Origin of the sequence: Pseudoalteromonas sp. Isolate3, assembly GCF_022398505.1 — a bacterium.
GTDB classification, from domain to species: domain Bacteria; phylum Pseudomonadota; class Gammaproteobacteria; order Enterobacterales; family Alteromonadaceae; genus Pseudoalteromonas; species Pseudoalteromonas apostichopi.
In genome coordinates this window covers 1-16,694 of sequence record NZ_JAKEVN010000051.1, presented here as the reverse complement: position 1 = coordinate 16,694, position 16,694 = coordinate 1, and the positions used below count along the sequence as shown (strand labels likewise).

18 protein-coding genes and 1 pseudogene are annotated in these 16,694 nt (G+C 39.6%); 4 read left to right on the top strand and 15 right to left on the bottom strand.

What is annotated here, in order from left to right:
- Positions 1 to 188: 188 nt before the first annotated feature.
- The 4 genes and pseudogenes from L1D46_RS11550 (at position 189) to ilvN (ending at position 5,354) form a co-directional block, all read left to right on the top strand.
- On the top strand, positions 189 to 1,196 hold the full coding sequence (locus L1D46_RS11550; RefSeq protein ID WP_130052654.1) for an isocitrate dehydrogenase: 1,008 nt from the start codon (positions 189 to 191) through the stop codon (positions 1,194 to 1,196).
- A 212-nt stretch (positions 1,197 to 1,408) separates the two neighbouring features.
- Positions 1,409 to 2,382: pseudogene (locus L1D46_RS11545) on the top strand (transposase).
- Between the two features lie 750 nt (positions 2,383 to 3,132).
- Positions 3,133 to 4,857, top strand: coding sequence for an acetolactate synthase 3 large subunit (locus L1D46_RS11540; RefSeq protein WP_130052655.1), 1,725 nt, complete (start codon positions 3,133 to 3,135; stop codon positions 4,855 to 4,857).
- Complete coding sequence (gene ilvN, locus L1D46_RS11535) at positions 4,857 to 5,354, top strand: acetolactate synthase small subunit (RefSeq protein ID WP_130052656.1); 498 nt, start codon at positions 4,857 to 4,859, stop codon at positions 5,352 to 5,354. The genes L1D46_RS11540 and ilvN overlap by 1 nt, the downstream gene beginning before the upstream one ends.
- An 82-nt stretch (positions 5,355 to 5,436) precedes the next feature.
- Here ilvN and L1D46_RS11530 read toward each other — a convergent pair whose 3' ends face one another.
- From L1D46_RS11530 to L1D46_RS11460, 15 genes are all read right to left on the bottom strand, one after another.
- Positions 5,437 to 5,712 carry an HU family DNA-binding protein gene (locus L1D46_RS11530; RefSeq protein ID WP_036972004.1) on the bottom strand — a complete coding sequence of 92 codons (276 nt, stop codon included), beginning with the start codon at positions 5,710 to 5,712 and terminating at the stop codon, positions 5,437 to 5,439.
- 204 nt (positions 5,713 to 5,916) lie between these two features.
- Positions 5,917 to 6,450, bottom strand: a complete 534-nt coding sequence (locus L1D46_RS11525) for a DUF3833 domain-containing protein (protein ID WP_130052657.1) — start codon at positions 6,448 to 6,450, stop codon at positions 5,917 to 5,919.
- On the bottom strand, positions 6,443 to 6,940 hold the full coding sequence (locus L1D46_RS11520) for a chalcone isomerase family protein (protein WP_239977575.1): 498 nt from the start codon (positions 6,938 to 6,940) through the stop codon (positions 6,443 to 6,445). Before L1D46_RS11520 ends, L1D46_RS11525 begins: the two co-directional genes overlap by 8 nt.
- A gap of 55 nt (positions 6,941 to 6,995) precedes the next feature.
- The gene (locus tag L1D46_RS11515; protein ID WP_239977574.1) at positions 6,996 to 7,439 is read right to left on the bottom strand and encodes a DUF2878 domain-containing protein; all 444 of its coding nucleotides are present in this window, start codon (positions 7,437 to 7,439) and stop codon (positions 6,996 to 6,998) included.
- 28 nt (positions 7,440 to 7,467) lie between these two features.
- Complete coding sequence (locus tag L1D46_RS11510; RefSeq protein WP_130052659.1) at positions 7,468 to 8,730, bottom strand: cyclopropane-fatty-acyl-phospholipid synthase family protein; 1,263 nt, start codon at positions 8,728 to 8,730, stop codon at positions 7,468 to 7,470.
- A gap of 22 nt (positions 8,731 to 8,752) precedes the next feature.
- Positions 8,753 to 9,484 carry a DUF1365 domain-containing protein gene (locus tag L1D46_RS11505; RefSeq protein ID WP_130052660.1) on the bottom strand — a complete coding sequence of 244 codons (732 nt, stop codon included), beginning with the start codon at positions 9,482 to 9,484 and terminating at the stop codon, positions 8,753 to 8,755.
- Positions 9,477 to 10,733 (bottom strand): FAD-dependent oxidoreductase, encoded by a 1,257-nt coding sequence (locus L1D46_RS11500; protein ID WP_130052661.1) that lies wholly within the window; start codon positions 10,731 to 10,733, stop codon positions 9,477 to 9,479. The genes L1D46_RS11505 and L1D46_RS11500 overlap by 8 nt, the downstream gene beginning before the upstream one ends.
- Positions 10,730 to 11,440, bottom strand: a complete 711-nt coding sequence (locus L1D46_RS11495; RefSeq protein ID WP_130052662.1) for an SDR family NAD(P)-dependent oxidoreductase — start codon at positions 11,438 to 11,440, stop codon at positions 10,730 to 10,732. The genes L1D46_RS11500 and L1D46_RS11495 overlap by 4 nt, the downstream gene beginning before the upstream one ends.
- Positions 11,440 to 11,868, bottom strand: a complete 429-nt coding sequence (locus L1D46_RS11490) for a nuclear transport factor 2 family protein (protein WP_130052663.1) — start codon at positions 11,866 to 11,868, stop codon at positions 11,440 to 11,442. Before L1D46_RS11490 ends, L1D46_RS11495 begins: the two co-directional genes overlap by 1 nt.
- 1 nt (position 11,869) lies before the next feature.
- Complete coding sequence (phrB, locus tag L1D46_RS11485) at positions 11,870 to 13,261, bottom strand: deoxyribodipyrimidine photo-lyase (protein WP_130052664.1); 1,392 nt, start codon at positions 13,259 to 13,261, stop codon at positions 11,870 to 11,872.
- A complete protein-coding gene (locus tag L1D46_RS11480) occupies positions 13,261 to 14,214 on the bottom strand; it encodes a DUF523 and DUF1722 domain-containing protein (protein WP_130052665.1) in 954 nt (317 codons plus the stop codon). The genes phrB and L1D46_RS11480 overlap by 1 nt, the downstream gene beginning before the upstream one ends.
- Positions 14,215 to 14,224: 10 nt before the next feature.
- Positions 14,225 to 14,875: a ChrR family anti-sigma-E factor gene (locus tag L1D46_RS11475; protein ID WP_130052666.1), complete on the bottom strand. Its 651-nt coding sequence runs from the start codon at positions 14,873 to 14,875 to the stop codon at positions 14,225 to 14,227.
- The gene (locus L1D46_RS11470; RefSeq protein WP_130052667.1) at positions 14,868 to 15,491 is read right to left on the bottom strand and encodes a sigma-70 family RNA polymerase sigma factor; all 624 of its coding nucleotides are present in this window, start codon (positions 15,489 to 15,491) and stop codon (positions 14,868 to 14,870) included. The genes L1D46_RS11475 and L1D46_RS11470 overlap by 8 nt, the downstream gene beginning before the upstream one ends.
- A gap of 62 nt (positions 15,492 to 15,553) precedes the next feature.
- Positions 15,554 to 16,132 carry an LON peptidase substrate-binding domain-containing protein gene (locus tag L1D46_RS11465; RefSeq protein WP_130052668.1) on the bottom strand — a complete coding sequence of 193 codons (579 nt, stop codon included), beginning with the start codon at positions 16,130 to 16,132 and terminating at the stop codon, positions 15,554 to 15,556.
- A 220-nt stretch (positions 16,133 to 16,352) separates the two neighbouring features.
- Positions 16,353 to 16,631: a hypothetical protein gene (locus L1D46_RS11460; protein ID WP_130052669.1), complete on the bottom strand. Its 279-nt coding sequence runs from the start codon at positions 16,629 to 16,631 to the stop codon at positions 16,353 to 16,355.
- Positions 16,632 to 16,694: the final 63 nt, after the last annotated feature.

Here is a 16,694-nt window from a genome sequence, read left to right as displayed (position 1 = left end):
TTAAATAAATATGAACTTTAGTCTGTTTATAGTCAGTATTCACAGGATAAACTGGCAAAAAGCTGAATAAATTGCTATAAAAGCCGCTTAAATTTTCAAACACATTCACGTAAACCTTCTAACAAGTAAATCGCATGCTATTTCGCGACGAGTTTACGTGTTTATCTACTCATAAATAGGAAAAGTAAATGGCTAAACAAACCATCACAGTGATCAAAGGCGACGGCATTGGTCCTAGCATTATTGATTCAGCACTTGAGATCCTTGAAGCTGCAGGTTGCGATTTTGATTATGAATTCGTTGATGCTGGCCTTGCTGCCCTAGAAAAAACTGGTGAGTTACTGCCGCAAGAAACAATCGACACAATCGCGCGTAACAAGATCACTTTAAAAGGCCCATTAACTACACCAGTTGGTGAAGGTTTCACTTCAATCAACGTAACTTTACGTAAAAAGTTTGGCCTATATGCTAATGTTCGTCCTGTTAAATCATTCGCAGGTACACAAGCTCGTTACGACGATATCGACATCATCACAGTTCGTGAGAACACACAAGGTATGTACTCTGGCCTTGGTCAAGTAGTATCTGAAGATGGTAACGAAGCAGAAGCAATGTCTAAAATCACCCGTGAAGGTGCAGAAAAGATCGTAACTTTTGCATACGAGTTAGCGGTACGTGAAGGCCGTAAAAAAGTAACGGCTGTGCACAAAGCTAACATCCTTAAATCAACATCTGGTTTATTCTTAAAAGTTGCACGTGAAGTAGCTGAGCGTTACCCGCAAATCGAATCAACAGAAATGATTGTTGATGCAACATGTATGAAACTAGTTATGACTCCTGATGAGTTTGATGTAATTGTTACTACAAACTTATTTGGTGATATCTTATCTGACTTATGTGCAGGTCTTGTTGGTGGTCTTGGTATGGCTCCTGGTGCAAACATTGGTGAAGATGCAGCTATCTTCGAAGCCGTACACGGTAGTGCTCCAGACATCGCAGGCAAAAACCTTGCTAACCCAACCTCAGTGATCTTAGCATCTATCCAAATGCTTGAGCACTTAGGTATGGCTGACACTGCAGAGCGCATCCGTAGCGCAGTTGCTGATGTAATCAAAACAGGCGACCGCACAACGCGTGACCTAGGCGGCAGCCACGGCACTACAGACTTCACTCAAGCTGTAATTGAGCGTCTATAAGAGAACAATTGTTTAGGGCTTATGACAACATAACCCTTAACCCCCCTACCAAAAGCCAGTCTCAGACTGGCTTTTTTATTACCTCTAATTAATCAGACACCCACTTTTATTTATCAAGATAAGAAAAGCAAAACAAGACACCCAACTTAATATTTCACATTCCTAAAAATTGTGCCTAAACTTAGATTGTTCAACTCATGGAGGAGAAGAGCATGGCAACCCCTCGTAGAAACTTAATTAGCGTTTCAAACACACCTTACTACCACTGTATTTCACGCTGCGTTCGTCGTGCTTATTTGTGTGGTCAAGACCCACTAACCGGTCGTTCTTATGAACACCGGCGCGAATGGGTAGAAAAAAACTACTCAAACTCGGTCGAATATTTTGTATTGATGTTTGTGCCTATGCAGTTATGAGTAATCATACTCATTTGGTTCTACACATTGATATAGCAAAAGCTAAGCGTCTAAATAATAAAGCTATTCTGATTAGGTGGCACAAGTTATTTAAAAGCACTTTTCTTTGTCAACGATTCTTAAATGGCGAATTACTAACACAAGCAGAGCTTTCAGAGGTGAATATCAGAGTAAATATATACCGAGAAAGACTCAGCAGTATTAGTTGGTTTATGCGTGTGCTTAATGAGAGCATTGCACGAAAGGCCAATCAAGAAGATGAGTGCAAAGGGCGATTTTGGGAAGGTCGCTTTAAATCGCAAGCCTTGCTAGATGAAGCCGCACTTGCAGCTTGCCTTGCTTACGTTGACTTGAACCCAGTAAGAGTAAAAGTAGCTGATTTACCAGAGCGTTCTGATTATACAAGTATAAAAACACGCATTGAATCAGCTCAAAAAGACAAACAACCTAAATCATTGATGCGTTTTGCTAGTAAGCCACATAATCATATGTCTAAAGGCTTACCATTTGAGCTTAAAACATATTTGCAGCTCGTTGATTGGACTGGCCGCTCAATACAAAAGGGTAAACCCGGTGCAATACCTAAAGACGCACTACCTATCTTAGAACGATTAAATATCTGTGCTGACAACTGGCTTACACTCACCACCTCATTTACACAGTCATTCAAAAATGCAGCGGGTAAAGAGAGAGCTATCAATGCATATACAAATCGCATGAAGCGACAGCGAAGAAGCTCGATTACAAATAGTTTAGCTTTATTTGCTTAGTTGCATGTTAGGCATTGAGTTTCTATTTTATAAACTAAACTTCCTTGCAAACTGGAGGCGACCCCTTCTTTACAAGTAGAGTTACCCTGTACGCACAATTTAAAAATAAAGCCATCATATTAGATTGCTTTTTTGAAGAGTCCCCATCAAATAGTACAAAACTTCTTAGTCTATATAATTTGTTGACCTCGACTTACATCTTACTAAATGACCGCTTGCTGTTAGAAATTAATTTGGGTGTCATGTTTTGAGATAATTTAAAGAAGCTTTTTATTAAAATGGGTGTCTAAATAAATATCTCTTATAAAGTGGCTAAGTTATGCATTTCAGACATGAAAATGCATTATCTATTGGTAGAGTTATTAATTAACTACACGAACGATTCAATGCATAGTTACACCATCAAAATCAGGATAAACAAAATACAGATGCAAAAAAACCAACATAAAAATCAAATATGGAAAAATTAATGCAAAAACACTCTTTTGCGGTTGACATCAGTTTCTAAAACACTTAAAAATACTACTAACATTTTTTAAACAGCAAACATTTAGTCTGCTGTCTGTTTTTAGAAGAAATTAAGAATAATGAATATTCGCCGCCACCTTTTAGTCGTCAACGTTCTCGTACTGGTCTTAGTTACAAGCCCAGCGGGAGGCTATTAAAAGGTGAAAGCACGCTTTTTAAAAAACCCCCGCCTTATGCGGGGGTTTTTTTATGCATTTATGCTGCACAGATAGAGGAATGAGGATGAGTACAACTGAATATAATGGATCCGAACTAGTTGTTCGGGCACTTAAAGAATTGAATGTAAAGTATATTTTCGGCTATCCTGGCGGGTCTGTCCTTGATTTATATGATGCGTTATTTCAACAAGAAGATATTGAGCATATATTGGTACGCCACGAACAAGCTGCTACTCATATGGCTGATGGTTATGCCCGTGCGACTGGTGAAGTTGGTGTTGTACTTGCAACCTCAGGCCCAGGTGCAACAAACTGTGTTACAGGTATTGCTACTGCTTACATGGACTCTATTCCTATGGTGGTACTTTCAGGCCAAGTTCCTACAGGTTTAATCGGTGATGATGCATTCCAAGAGACTGATATCGTTGGTTGCTCTCGCCCTATCGTAAAGCACAGTTATAACTGTCGTAGCGCAAAAGATATTCCAACAATCTTAGCCAAAGCATTTTATTTAGCCAGTACAGGCCGCCCTGGCCCGGTTGTGGTTGAACTACCAAAAGATATGCTTAACCCTGAATTAAAGTTTCCGTTTGAGTTTCCAAAAACGACTGAGCTTAGAACTTATAACCCGAATACCAAGGGTCATTCAAAACAAATTCGTAAAGCTGTTAGCGCTATATTAGAAGCTAAAAAGCTGGTTATTTATTCAGGTGGCGGCATCATACTTTCAAACACCTCTGAGCAACTAACTCACTTGGTTGAATCATTAAACGCACCGATCACTAATACCTTGATGGGTCTGGGTGGCATCAGCGGTACGCACCCTAACTTTATTGGCATGTTAGGTATGCACGGTAGCCTTGAAGCAAATAAAGCCATGGCAAATGCTGATGTTATTTTAGCCTTAGGTGCTCGATTCGATGATCGGGTAACAAATAATGTTAAGAAATTTTGCCCAAATGCCACCATCGTTCATGTTGATGTTGACCCAACCTCAATATCTAAAACAATCAAAGCGCACATCCCAGTTGTTGGCTGCTTACAAACTGTACTTGAACAGTTACAAACGGCGATTGATAAAAGCTCTATTTCAATTGATCGTTCTGCACAAGAAGATTGGTGGCGTCAGATCATTAGCTGGCGTGAACAAAAATGCCTTAGCTACAGCACCGATGGCGATAAAATCAAACCACAAGCGGTTATCGAAGCAATCTACAAGGCAACCAATGGTGATGCTTACATCAGCTCTGATGTAGGTCAGCATCAAATGTTTGCAGCTCAGTATTATCCGTTTAAACACCCACGCCAATGGATTAACTCTGGTGGCTTAGGCACTATGGGCTTTGGTTTACCTGCGGCAATGGGCGTGAAGCTTGCTTTCCCTGAAAAAGAGTCAATCTGTGTGACTGGAGATGGTTCAATTCAAATGAACATCCAAGAACTATCAACCTGCTTACAATACAATTTAGCAGTAAAAGTTGTGTCGTTGAATAACCGCTCTCTGGGCATGGTGCGTCAATGGCAAGATATGATGTATTCAGGTCGTCACTCATCTTCTTACATGGAATCACTTCCTGATTTCGTAAAATTAGTAGAAAGCTATGGTCATATAGGTATTCGCGTTGATCATATTGATGAGCTACAACCTGCTATTGAAAAAGCCATGTCTATAAATGACAGGTTAGTATTTTTAGATATCTGTGTAGATGAGAAAGAACATGTTTACCCTATGCAAATCAAGCTAGGGGCAGTCGATGATATGTGGTTACGTAAAGGAGTAAAAGCATAATGCGCCGTATTTTATCAATCTTATTAGAAAACGAACCTGGCTCGTTATCGCGCATTGTAGGCTTATTTTCACAGCGCGCTTACAACATCGATAGCCTTACTGTTGGCACGACTGACGATCATTCTCTGTCGCGTATTACCATTACCACTATGGGTGATGATCGTATCGTTGAACAAATCACCAAGCAAGTGAACAAGTTAGTAGATGTCCTCAAGATTATTGATCTAACCGAAATGGCGCATATTGAACGTGAGCTATTGCTAGTTAAAGTATTTGCCCAAGATGAGACAACTCGTGCAGCAGTAACTCGTGTTGCAGATGTATTTCAAGGTGCTATTTTAGATATGGGTCGCCACAGCTACACTCTACAGCTTGTAGCGAGTACTGAAAAGATCGAATCTTTCCTTGATACCCTGCGTCATGAAACCGATATTATTGAGGTAGTGCGTTCAGGTGCAGTTGGCATTGGTCGTGGTGATAAAGCGTTAAAGGCGTAAGCCTTTTTCGCAGTAGCGATTAAATTACAGACACAAAAAAAGGGCTATAAGCCCTTTTTTCAATAAATAGTAAGTTACCCTATTAAGGATTAACTTGGTCTTTAAGACCTTTACCCGCTTTAAAGCTTGGGATAGTTGCTGCCGCAATTTGAATTTCTGCACCAGTTTGTGGGTTACGGCCAGTACGCGCTGCACGCTCTTTTACTGAGAAAGTACCGAAACCAACTAATGCTACTGAGTTACCTTCTTTAAGAGAGTTAGTAACTGCGCCAGTGAATGCATCTAGTGCACGAGTTGCTGCCGCTTTTGAGATTTCTGCATCAGTAGCAATTTTTTCAACTAATTGAGCTTTATTCATTGTTAGATTCCTATTCGTTATTATTTTGCCTTCGCAAAACCTATCTTTATGCATTTTTGAGAAGTTAGCAACAGCAAATTGCTATTTTTACGTAATTTATTCAAAAATGACTACTATTTAACTATCAATCACAAGGTTAGTGACATCAGTATTAATAAAGACTTAATTTAACTTCCATAACTAAATTTTATGATAGCCAAACCATCATTCAATTTTCTCGATAACTAAGGTAACTTCCCCAACCTCAAAGCCAAACTTATCAATAGCGGTACGGTTTATCAAGCGTGATTGTGTTACCAAGTACATCCAATCATCGAAATTCACCACTAAAGTACTATCTTTATATGGAAGTTCGACAGAATATGTCCAGTGGAACACACTACCATTACTATCACCCTTTGCTTCTCCAACCACATCTGAGGCTGTACCTGTGATACTGCCATCTTCATTGATGGTGATATACCAAATACGCGTTTGCGTTTCGCCATCATCATAAACAAATTGCTCGTCAATCACTCCCTGATTGCCATCCCAAGTTGCTTTCATATCGACAACCAGCTTACGAGTTAATTCACCTTTATGGTCTTGAACAACGCCGTAGGCTTTGAGCTTTCCGCTAAAAAACTGTTTAAAGTCAAACTTAGGTTCTGTGCCTTGATAATAATCAACGTTTGGCGCAGAGCAGCTGGTAATTAACAATACCATAGCAAAAATAAAAAGTGCTTTGAGCTTAATCATGTTTCCCTCCAATAAGCTGTTTTCGAAGTGATGGTTCAGAAGTGTCAGGACTTAACCAAATTGCTAAAAAGTTATTAGCGAATTTATTGTCACCAACCTGACCTAACTTTTTGTCATTAAAGTAGAAAGTACCAATGCCTTGCTCGTTCGTACGAAACGACAGCGAATCATTCTTTTTGATATCAGGCCAAAGGGCTAATAACTGTTCGTCGTATGCACCTACCATGTCATTGAGCTTTAAATGTTGCCATTGCTCGTTGGTTGCTTTAACGATGTCTTTTGCATCAAAATCACGTAAATAGGTAAGTGTTAACTTGCTGGGGTGCTGACCAAATTGATACGAACCCGTTGGCGTTTCTAGTTTGGCGTTATACACATCCCAAAATAGATACTCCATCTTGGCTTGTCCTACTGTTTTAAAGCCGTTTGCGATAGCCCCTGCTGAAAAAAATAACGCAGCAAACAAGGATAATTTAAGTGACTGATACATCAATAAATCCTAAAAGTTGTGTTATTAATCATTACGTAAAGCATAACTGAACTGATCATTTAGACGCTAAAAATCGCTTATTAATAGTGATGATAATCATAAACATGCTCGCCCATCCTAAACCATAAATAAGCCAAAACTGCCAAATAGCAAATTGTGTGTTAAGTACTTCAAAGCGCATCCCAGCGTAGTAACTGGCTGGAGCAAATAACGCGCAAACACCCCAGCCAATATACCAAGGCAACTTTTGTAGAAATTTCATCGAAGTATTAATAGTTAGAAGTAGCGCAGTCCAAAGTACAGCAAGCCATAAGGGAAAGGGACTCTCTTTAAAAGCGAGTAAATTAAAACTACTCGCTAGCCATTCATAGCCTAAAGCAAGCGGTAAGCCGCATAAAATTAGCCAAATATCTTGTCTTCGCTGCGTTGATAAAAAAGTCATCACAGCTACAACAGCTAAAGCGGGTATCAGAGAATTGTGTTCGAGGAGTAAGGCCATAAACCAAACTCCTTGAAACAACGCAAAATTAATAATTGAGCGCGATATCATCGCCAGAATGGCCAAAACGCGGTTTACGGGCAACTAAATGAACGGTACTGATGGCGCGGGTTCTAAATGCTCCTTCACAGTAAGCTAAGTAAAATAGCCATAAGCGATAAAAACGCTGGTCAAATTTCACTTTATCTATTTCAGGCCAACTAGCAACAAAGCGCTCACGCCAATCAGCCAAGGTTCTTGCATAGTGAACACCAATATCTTTGACACTATGCACGACCATGTCTGTTTGCTGCTTTATTTGCTTATTCATTTCATCTAAGCAAGGCAGGCAGCCACCTGGGAAGATATATTGCTGAATAAAGTCTGAGTTCTTTAGGTAATGACTGTAACGCTGATCAGCGATGGTAATTGCTTGGATAAGCATTGCACCACTGTCTTTTAATAAAGACTGACATTTAGCAAAAAAGCCTGGTAAGTACTCATGACCTACTGCTTCAATCATTTCGATTGACACAAGCTTATCGTATCTACCTTCTAACAGACGATAATCCTGCTTCAGTAAAGTGATTTTATCCTGAAGTTTTAGCTCTTTAACTTTTTGTTCTACATAAGCATGTTGCTCATCAGAAATCGTCGTAGTCGTAACATGACAATCAAAATGTGTTGCAGCGTAAATCGCAAAGGCGCCCCACCCTGTGCCAATCTCAATAACAGAATCACCTGGCTGTAAATCGACTTGCTCACAAATTAATGCCAGCTTATGAGATTGGGCTTGTTCAAGGGTGGCTTGTTTTGAAGGATACACTGCACAAGAATACAGCATTTCATCACTTAAAAAAGCACTGTATAGGTCGTTACCTAAATCATAATGCGCTGCAATATTCTTTTTCGAACCGCTGGCTGAGTTTTTATTTTTAAGATGATTAAGTCTGTGCGCAATACCACTTAAAAAAGCAAATTTTTTCTCAAAGGCATCTAGTTGATCTTGATTAAGGGCAAATATTTCAATAAGTTTAGTGAGGTTGTCACAATCCCAATAACCAAGAATGTAGGCCTCACCAGCACCAACACTGCCAGATAAAGCAAATGACTTATACATCGCAGCATCATTCACTGTAACCGTTGCGTTCAAATCACTTGTCAAATCACCGAAATGCTCTTTTTGATCACCTTCAATGAGCGTAATACGTCCAGTATCTATACTGTTGAATGCACCTATGACAAGTTTTTTATACAGCTTTGTCATCCAGCCAGTCGTTGCGGCTTGCGTTAAATTTGATACTTTTTCCATCACATCACCTAGTTGAATTCTCTTATTTGCCCGAGTGACCAATAAATGGCACACGTTTGCAAAACAATTTCAAAGCATGAAGGTAAATACCCTTAAAGATACTAAACGTCATAGCCGGAAACTGTTTAAGCACGGCACTAACCCGCTCCTTCGTCAGGAGGTGCTTTTTCAAACGCAGGGTTGCATCAAACAAAAGAGTCTCGTCTTTTTTATTTTCAATATGAATCATGGTGTTATCAGAATTCATTCTAATATTCCAATGATAGTTCATATCTAAGTTCATGAAAGGTGATACGGAGAAAACCTTTTTAAAGTTCACTTTTTTTTCAAGAGGTACTACATAATAATGACGTTCATTCCAAGGGGTATTGCTTACTTCAGCAAGCATGTGGGTAAAGTCACCATTACTAGTTTGAAAGAAGAAAAAGTTTACAGGGCTAAAGTACAGCCCTAAACAACGCATTTGTCCGAGCATAAAAACATTGGCAAATTCATTAGAAATGCCTAGCTCTTTAATTTTATTAAGCGCACGCTGCTTGAGTGGTAACTGCATATCAGTTTGATAATTAAAGTAATCACTTTGTTTAAATTTAAGAGCCTTAAAGCCACTAGAACCAAGCCAAGGGTGAATACCATTTAGCTCATTAGGATTTGCTAAATCAACCCACATCATATAAAGCGGGTATTTAAAGTGATGCTCTTTAACCGCAAAACGCCGATGACGAACATCACCTATATAAATAGCACTATTCAAACTCTACTCCGAGTTTTTGCGCCACATTGACAGCACTTCTAACACCGTCTTCGTGGAAGCCGTTATACCAGTATGCTCCGCAAAAATAGCTATTGTTTTTTCCATCAATCAAGGATTTTTGCTGCTGTGCTGCTATCGACTCTTTGTTAAATACTGGATGGTGGTACGTAAACTCTCGTAGAATTTTATCTTTGTTAATGCCATCAAGGTGGTTAAGTGTGACACAAAATTGTGTGTCGCTTTTAATTCCTTGTAGAATATTCATTTGATATGTGACAACAGCGGCTTTGTCTGTGTTGTTGTTTAATAGGTAATTCCAGCTAGCCCACGCAGCTTTTCGTTTTGGTAAAAGTGTTGTATCGGTGTGTAGTACCACTGAGTTAGCCGTGTAAGGTATAGCTGAGAGAACACGTTTTTCGTCTGCGCTTGGGTCTAATAATAGGTTTAATGCTTGATCGGAATGGCAAGCAAACACCACCTTGTCGAATGTTTCGCTATGGCCATCATCAAAATGCACATGCACACTGCCATCTTTTCGAGATACCGAGCTGATATTGCTATTTAAACGAATTTTATCAGCAAAGCCTTGGATCATCGGTTTGATGTATTCGCGAGAACCACCCGGAATAACATACCACTGCGGGCGATTAGTAATATCCAGCAAACCGTGGTTATAAAAGAACTTAACAAAAAACTCTACGCCAACTTGCGCCATTTCTTTTATACTTGTTGACCAAATAGCAGCCCCCATCGGCAAGATATAATGGAAACGGAAAAAATCGTTAAAGTGATGCTCGTCTAAAAACTCACCTAAAGTTTGGTTTGCCTTATAATTTTTTTCAGCATGCAATGATTTACACACTTCATTAAAACGAACGATGTCTTTCAATAGTTTCCAAAATTTAGGGCGAAAGATATTACGTTTTTGAGCAAATAAACTAAAGAAGGTGTGGCCATTATATTCAAATCCCGTTTGCTCATTATGCACACTAAAACTCATTTGCGTTTTCTGGCGTTCAACACCTAAACGCTCAAGTAATTTTTCAAAATACGGGTAGGTCCGGTCGTTAAATACAATAAAGCCTGTATCAACAGCGTATTCAACGCCATCAACCTTTACGTCAATGGTTGCAGTATGGCCACCTATGTAATCGTTTTTCTCAAATACGGTTACATCGTAATGTTTGTGCAAGAGGTGCGCACAGCTTAAACCTGCTATGCCTGATCCAATAACAGCCACTTTTTTCAACGTGATAATCCTTTTGCAAGCTTCAGCCACAACGGCGTAGGAAGCATTCTTAAAAATTTTAAAATGAAGGTAAAACGATGCGGAAAATGCACTTCTTTGCGCCTTTTCGCGACACCTTTAAAAATATAGTTTGCCGCTTCTTCTGCGCTGACTGCCATTGGCATAGGAAAGTCATTTTTTTCTGTCAGCGGCGTTTTAACAAATCCGGGGTGAACTAGCGTGACATCCACATCGTTTAAATCAACAGCTAAGCTGTTAGCTAAATAACTGACTCCCGCTTTAGAAGCGCCATAAGCTTGGCTACGTGGTAAAGGCAAGTAAGTTACACTAGAGCTCACTATAACGAGCTGCCCACCGGGTTTTATTTTTGGTAACAATGCCTCAAGACAATAGCCCATACTAAGTAGATTGGTGGTGATCACACGCTCGAACAAACTACTATCAAAATTACGTGCATCATCAATGTATTCACAATTCCCTGCATTTAAAATGACACGATCAAATTGCGTATATGCCACTGTGCTCGAACGTATATCCTGAAGGTCTGTTGCATCAAACTGGCAAGACTCGATATTTTGGTACTGACTTAATTTGGCAAGCTTTTCTGTATTCCTACCGCAAGCAATAACTTGCTCACCCTTGTCTGCATAAAGCTTTGCCAATGACTCACCAATACCAGAAGTTGCGCCTGTAATTAATGTCGTCATTATGCACTCGCCCTTTTATCGATAAATTTTACAGCAGAACCAAGCACTGGAATATGCCTGTAAAGCATAGCCCCTACGTCAAAATAATCGCGATGCTCAATAATTTTGTCCTCATTAAATTTTAAGCGGCTATGTCCCTCAACTGAAATTGCTTGGCCTTTTTTAAGTTTTGGATGACGATACTGCATGGTCCAATAAATAAACGCGTTTTCCTCTTTACTATAGGTATTTTCAATAACAAATTCGCAGGAAATCACATTAGCATAAAGATTTTTAAAATAATCACGCAGCGACTCAAGACCATTTACCGCATGCAAGGGATCTGCAAACTGAATGTCTGGGTGATAGATATCATCCAATAACTGTAAATTATCTTTATTGAGTGTTTGATAAACATTAATAAATCTATCAAGGGTCGCCTTTTCCATGTCACACCTTAAATGCGTTTAACGCTCGCTCTCGCGCTGCTTTATGATCAACAATTGCTGGCCAATAACTGCTCGACTTACCCTGTTTCGCTAAATAGTCATGCGGAAAATGGATTTGCTTGGCAGGAATTTTTTCCAGCTCTGGTAAATATTTACGGATAAATTCACCATCTGGATCAAATCGCTCACTTTGAGTGATTGGATTAAAAATTCGAAAATACGGCTGAGCATCACAGCCTGTGCTTGCAGCCCATTGCCAGCCGCCGTTGTTAGATGCTAGATCACCATCAATAAGGTGTTGCATAAAAAAGCGCTCACCTCTACGCCAATCAATTAGTAAGTGTTTAGTTAAAAAGCTCGCTACCACCATACGTAAACGATTATGCATCCAGCCAGTTTGAAGTAACTGCCTCATAGCGGCATCAACCAATGGGTAGCCTGTTTTACCTTCGCACCATGCTTGAAAGTCACCTTCATCATCACGCCATGCCACAGCGTTGTATTTCTCGCTAAAGTTGTCGTATTTACTTAGGTTTGGATAAATCGCCATAAGGTGACGGTAAAATTCACGCCAAATCAGTTCGTTTACCCAGCAAAACAAGTTACTTTTGCTGCTGCGTAATACATCAGGATGACGCTGTTGAATAAGTGCTAATAATTGCTGAACGCTGACAATGCCAAGAGCTAAGTAAGGACTTAAACCAGAGGTGCCTTTGATGCTTGGGATATCGCGTTGCTCTTGATAGCTTGCTAACTTTTCTTCAATGAAACGTGCGCAAACGTGGCTTAGCGTTTCATCATCAACAGGCCATTTATCTGAGCTACCGTCTGTGGCTAACAACTCACTTGACTGCCACTCAATAGGCTCGAACATCTGAGGCGGCTCAGCAAAATAAAAATGGGTGTCTTGATAAACTTTAAGCCATGCATTTTTAAATGGCGTAAAAACTTTAAACATCTCACCGCTTTGATTTTTGATACTCCCAGGCGGCGCAATTACATCACCATCGTAAGCATAAAAGGTAATGCCTTTACTGTCAGCATGCTGTAAAAAAGCTTTATCACGGTTAACTTCGTTAAGCTCATATTCGTTATTGGCATATACATTTTTTACTTGGTGTTGATCGCAAAATAACGCTAATTTTTCTACGCATCCAACGTAATCTTTCGCATCAATAACATGTAATTTAATACCTTTGCTGGCTAAAAGTTCACCTAGAAAACGAAGCCTGCGTTTTAGTAAATCGAGCTGAATTGCTGCTACATCATGCGCTTGCCATTGCTTTTCGGTAATAAAAAAAACCGCATGCTGGCAACCATTTTCGATAGCCTGATACAAAGCATCGTTATTAAAAAGGCGCAGATCGCGCCTAAACCAAAATAATGTATTCATTAAATTCCGTAGCGTAATTTTAGTTCGTTCGGATATGGATCGAGGTAGACTTGTTTGGCTAGGTACTCATTTGGATGCACTTTTAAGTGATGCTTTATCAGTGTAAGTGGTACGTAAAGTGGCACTAATCCTTGGCGGTATTCATCAATTGCATCGCGCAGTTCTTGTTTTTCAATCTTAGAAAGCGATTTTTTAAAATAACCTTGCAAGTGCATTAATGTATTGGCGTTATTTTTACGTGATGCTGGCTTTTTAAGGGCTGTCATTAATCCCAATATGTACTCATCAGCTAAGGTTTGGATGTCTTCGCCATCAAAAGTGCCAAGCAGATTTCCCAAGTTCCGGTAAGCTTCATAGTTATGTGCCATTAATAAGTACTTATACTGGGCATGAAATTGAGTCAACCTATGAACTGTAAGAGGCTGCTCGCTCAACGTTTGCCAGTGCTTGTAGGTATAAACACGCATTACAAAATTTTCACGTAAATGCATATCGTTTAAACGGCCGTTTTCTTCACAAGGCAATAATGGGTTATGTGCCATTATTTGCTCTGCAAAAAAACCAACCCCTTCTGAAGTGTTACCCGTACCAGCTTCGTTATAAATTTTAATGCGTTCCATTCCGCAACTAGGGCTTTTCGCACAAAACACAAAACCACTTAATTCTGCGGTTTGCTCTGTCGCAACTCGTTTACCGTACTCAGTTAATTTAGGGCCAACATCGCCAGTGCCATCAGGGCGGCACACTTTGATGGTATCGCCAACACGCACTTGACGAATTGTTGGCCTAGGTATAGGTAACCCTACCGCCACTTCCGGGCAAAACTTTTTATATTCAACATGGTTAGCCAACTCATCCATGCAAAAATTAGATTTCTTGTGTCCACTGTCAAAACGCACTTTGTCGCCTGCTAAGCAAGCGCTTAAACCAATTTTAATTGTTGATTGCTGCATATAAACCCTACTAATAGATAAGATTACCAATTGGGTTGAGTAATTTACTAATACCTTTATTGAAGTGAAGCGCACTGCTAACGACTGTAAAGCACAAGCACCCTTCAATCGTTTTTGGCGTGTGATTGTGGCGACCATCTAACATCATAAAATCACCTGGTACGTAATGTCCGTCTTCATCACTGAACTCACCATCTAATAATAAAGTTAGCTCAAAACCCGTATGTGTGTGCTCAGGAATTTCACCACCGGCATCAATGTGCAACAGGCTTGCCCTTAATGGACCATCATCTAAATCAATGCGTGAACGGGCAAGTTTACCTATTTGCATAAAATTACTGTGGCCAATGCGCGTAAGCGCTCTGGGTAATGTGTAGCTTTTATCTTTAACATCAACAGAAACCTGTGCTTGCTCATACACTTCATCAATTGATTCATCTGCAGTAATTGCATCAAAAAGGCTTATGTCTAACATGTCATCCGAATCGGTAGCGACCTCGGTAAATACACTGTCAGCATTTTTTGCCTCAAGAGCGGCTATCTCTTTTTGACACACTGGGCACATTTCAACATGAATAGCGACTGCAACACTCAAGGTGGCAGGTAGATTACCCTCACTAAACTTGGCAAGTAATTCGTTGCTTGGATGGTGCTTAATCATGGTGTTCTCCCATTTCATTGCGTAACTTCTGCAAGGCTAAGCGAAGACGAGACTTCACTGTGCCTACGGGAATGTTTAAGTGCTCAGCAAGTTGCTCTTGCGACATATCTTGAAAGTAGACTCCGCGCACGACTTCACGTTGTGCAATCGGTAATTTATCAAGATATTGTTTGATTTGTTTATCTTCTAAATGGTCACTGAACTCGTGTTGCCCCGGCTGGGCTTCATCAATTAACGGCCAAATATCTTCACTGATACACTCTTCTTTACTACTTTTCATTTTTCTGAGCATATCGAAAGACGCATTTCGCATAACTGTATAAACCCACGTTGTCGCCGCACCTTTTTCTTTGTGATAAAGATGCGCTTTACGCCATACAGAAGTTAACGTTTCTTGAACTAACTCCATCGCTTGAGCTTCAGAACCAAATTGCTTTATTCCAAAACGTTTAATTTTTGGCGAGAAATATTGGAAAAGTATTGCGAACGCACGCTTATCGCGGTGCTCGGCAACAGCAAATAAAGCATCAGCAAGCTCTTTGCTTGGTGTATCTGGCATGGCAGAGTATTGACCTATGTTAGGTTTACAACCTGTGTTAAGTTGTTGACTTACCATCTTTGTGTCATCCAATTATTGTCGTTTAAAGTAATACGGCAAAAAGTTGAGGTTAGATCACATTAATTAGTAAATTCGTTGTTAATTAGAGTATGGAGGAAACTTAGCAAGTTTTCAAAGTTAGATTTAAAAGCAAGTTGTTGTTTTTTAACTAATGAAATAGGCAAAATCTCAAGCCAACGGGCAACAACCCAGGCAAGGTTATCAAATTGTGGGGTTTTATAAAGGCCTGCTAAATCTGGCTGATTTGCAAACACAGCGCGAAGCGTGTGGCTTAGTAAGGTATTTTCATCGTTGATTGGTGTGTTTATGTACCACGAAGGTGACGAAATTCTTTCGATATCAGCATGACGTAACTGCTGCTTATCCTGATTAGCATTATGAATAGATACCGCATGCTCAGCATAAACATCAATTAATAATTGGCCGTTATCATCTTGATTGAAATCGGTTATTTGCATTAAACAACCTATTTCGGGCAAGTTAAGATCTGTGTCATGTTGGTAAGTGCAAAGCACAAAACCTGTATTATCTTGTACAGCTTCTTTGACCATCGTTAAGTAACGTTGCTCAAATATTCTTAGCTTGGTGAACCCTTCAGGTAAAATAAAAACCGGTAAAGGAAAAATCGCACGCTTCATAAAGTCTACTATTCTAAAACCACATGCCTTTAATTACGTGCGCTTTTAATCCGCCGATCAATATTTCATGAAATCTTAATATCTACTTTATACTTTAGAAGTTAAACCATTGTGCAACGTTACGAAATAATTCGATAGATGCATATGCACTGAGTAAACTCAAAACCGGTGCAACCATAAGTAAAAATAAGCTGATTTCACTACTCATTATCTTGCTTCCTTACTGTTTGTTTGTTGCTTTTGGAGCTTGTGCAACTTTTAACTCTTCTTCTTTCGAAGTAATTGCATCTTCACTCATGTAAGTATCTAGTAACTTTTGAGCATCAAACTCAATGCTGTTCATTACGCTTTGTTTCAGTTCGTTACTTGCTTGCTGAACATAGCTTTTAACAGATTGTGTAATTGTGTTGCTGATATCTAATTCAAAGTCAGTAGCGCTTGCTTGAGTTGACCCTAATACAAGTAACGCAGCAGTAGTTAATTTAAGTGAGTTATTCATAGTGGTATTCCTTGTCTCTTTAAGTAATTAGTCGTAATTACTTAATCAAAGGTTGTGCCACTC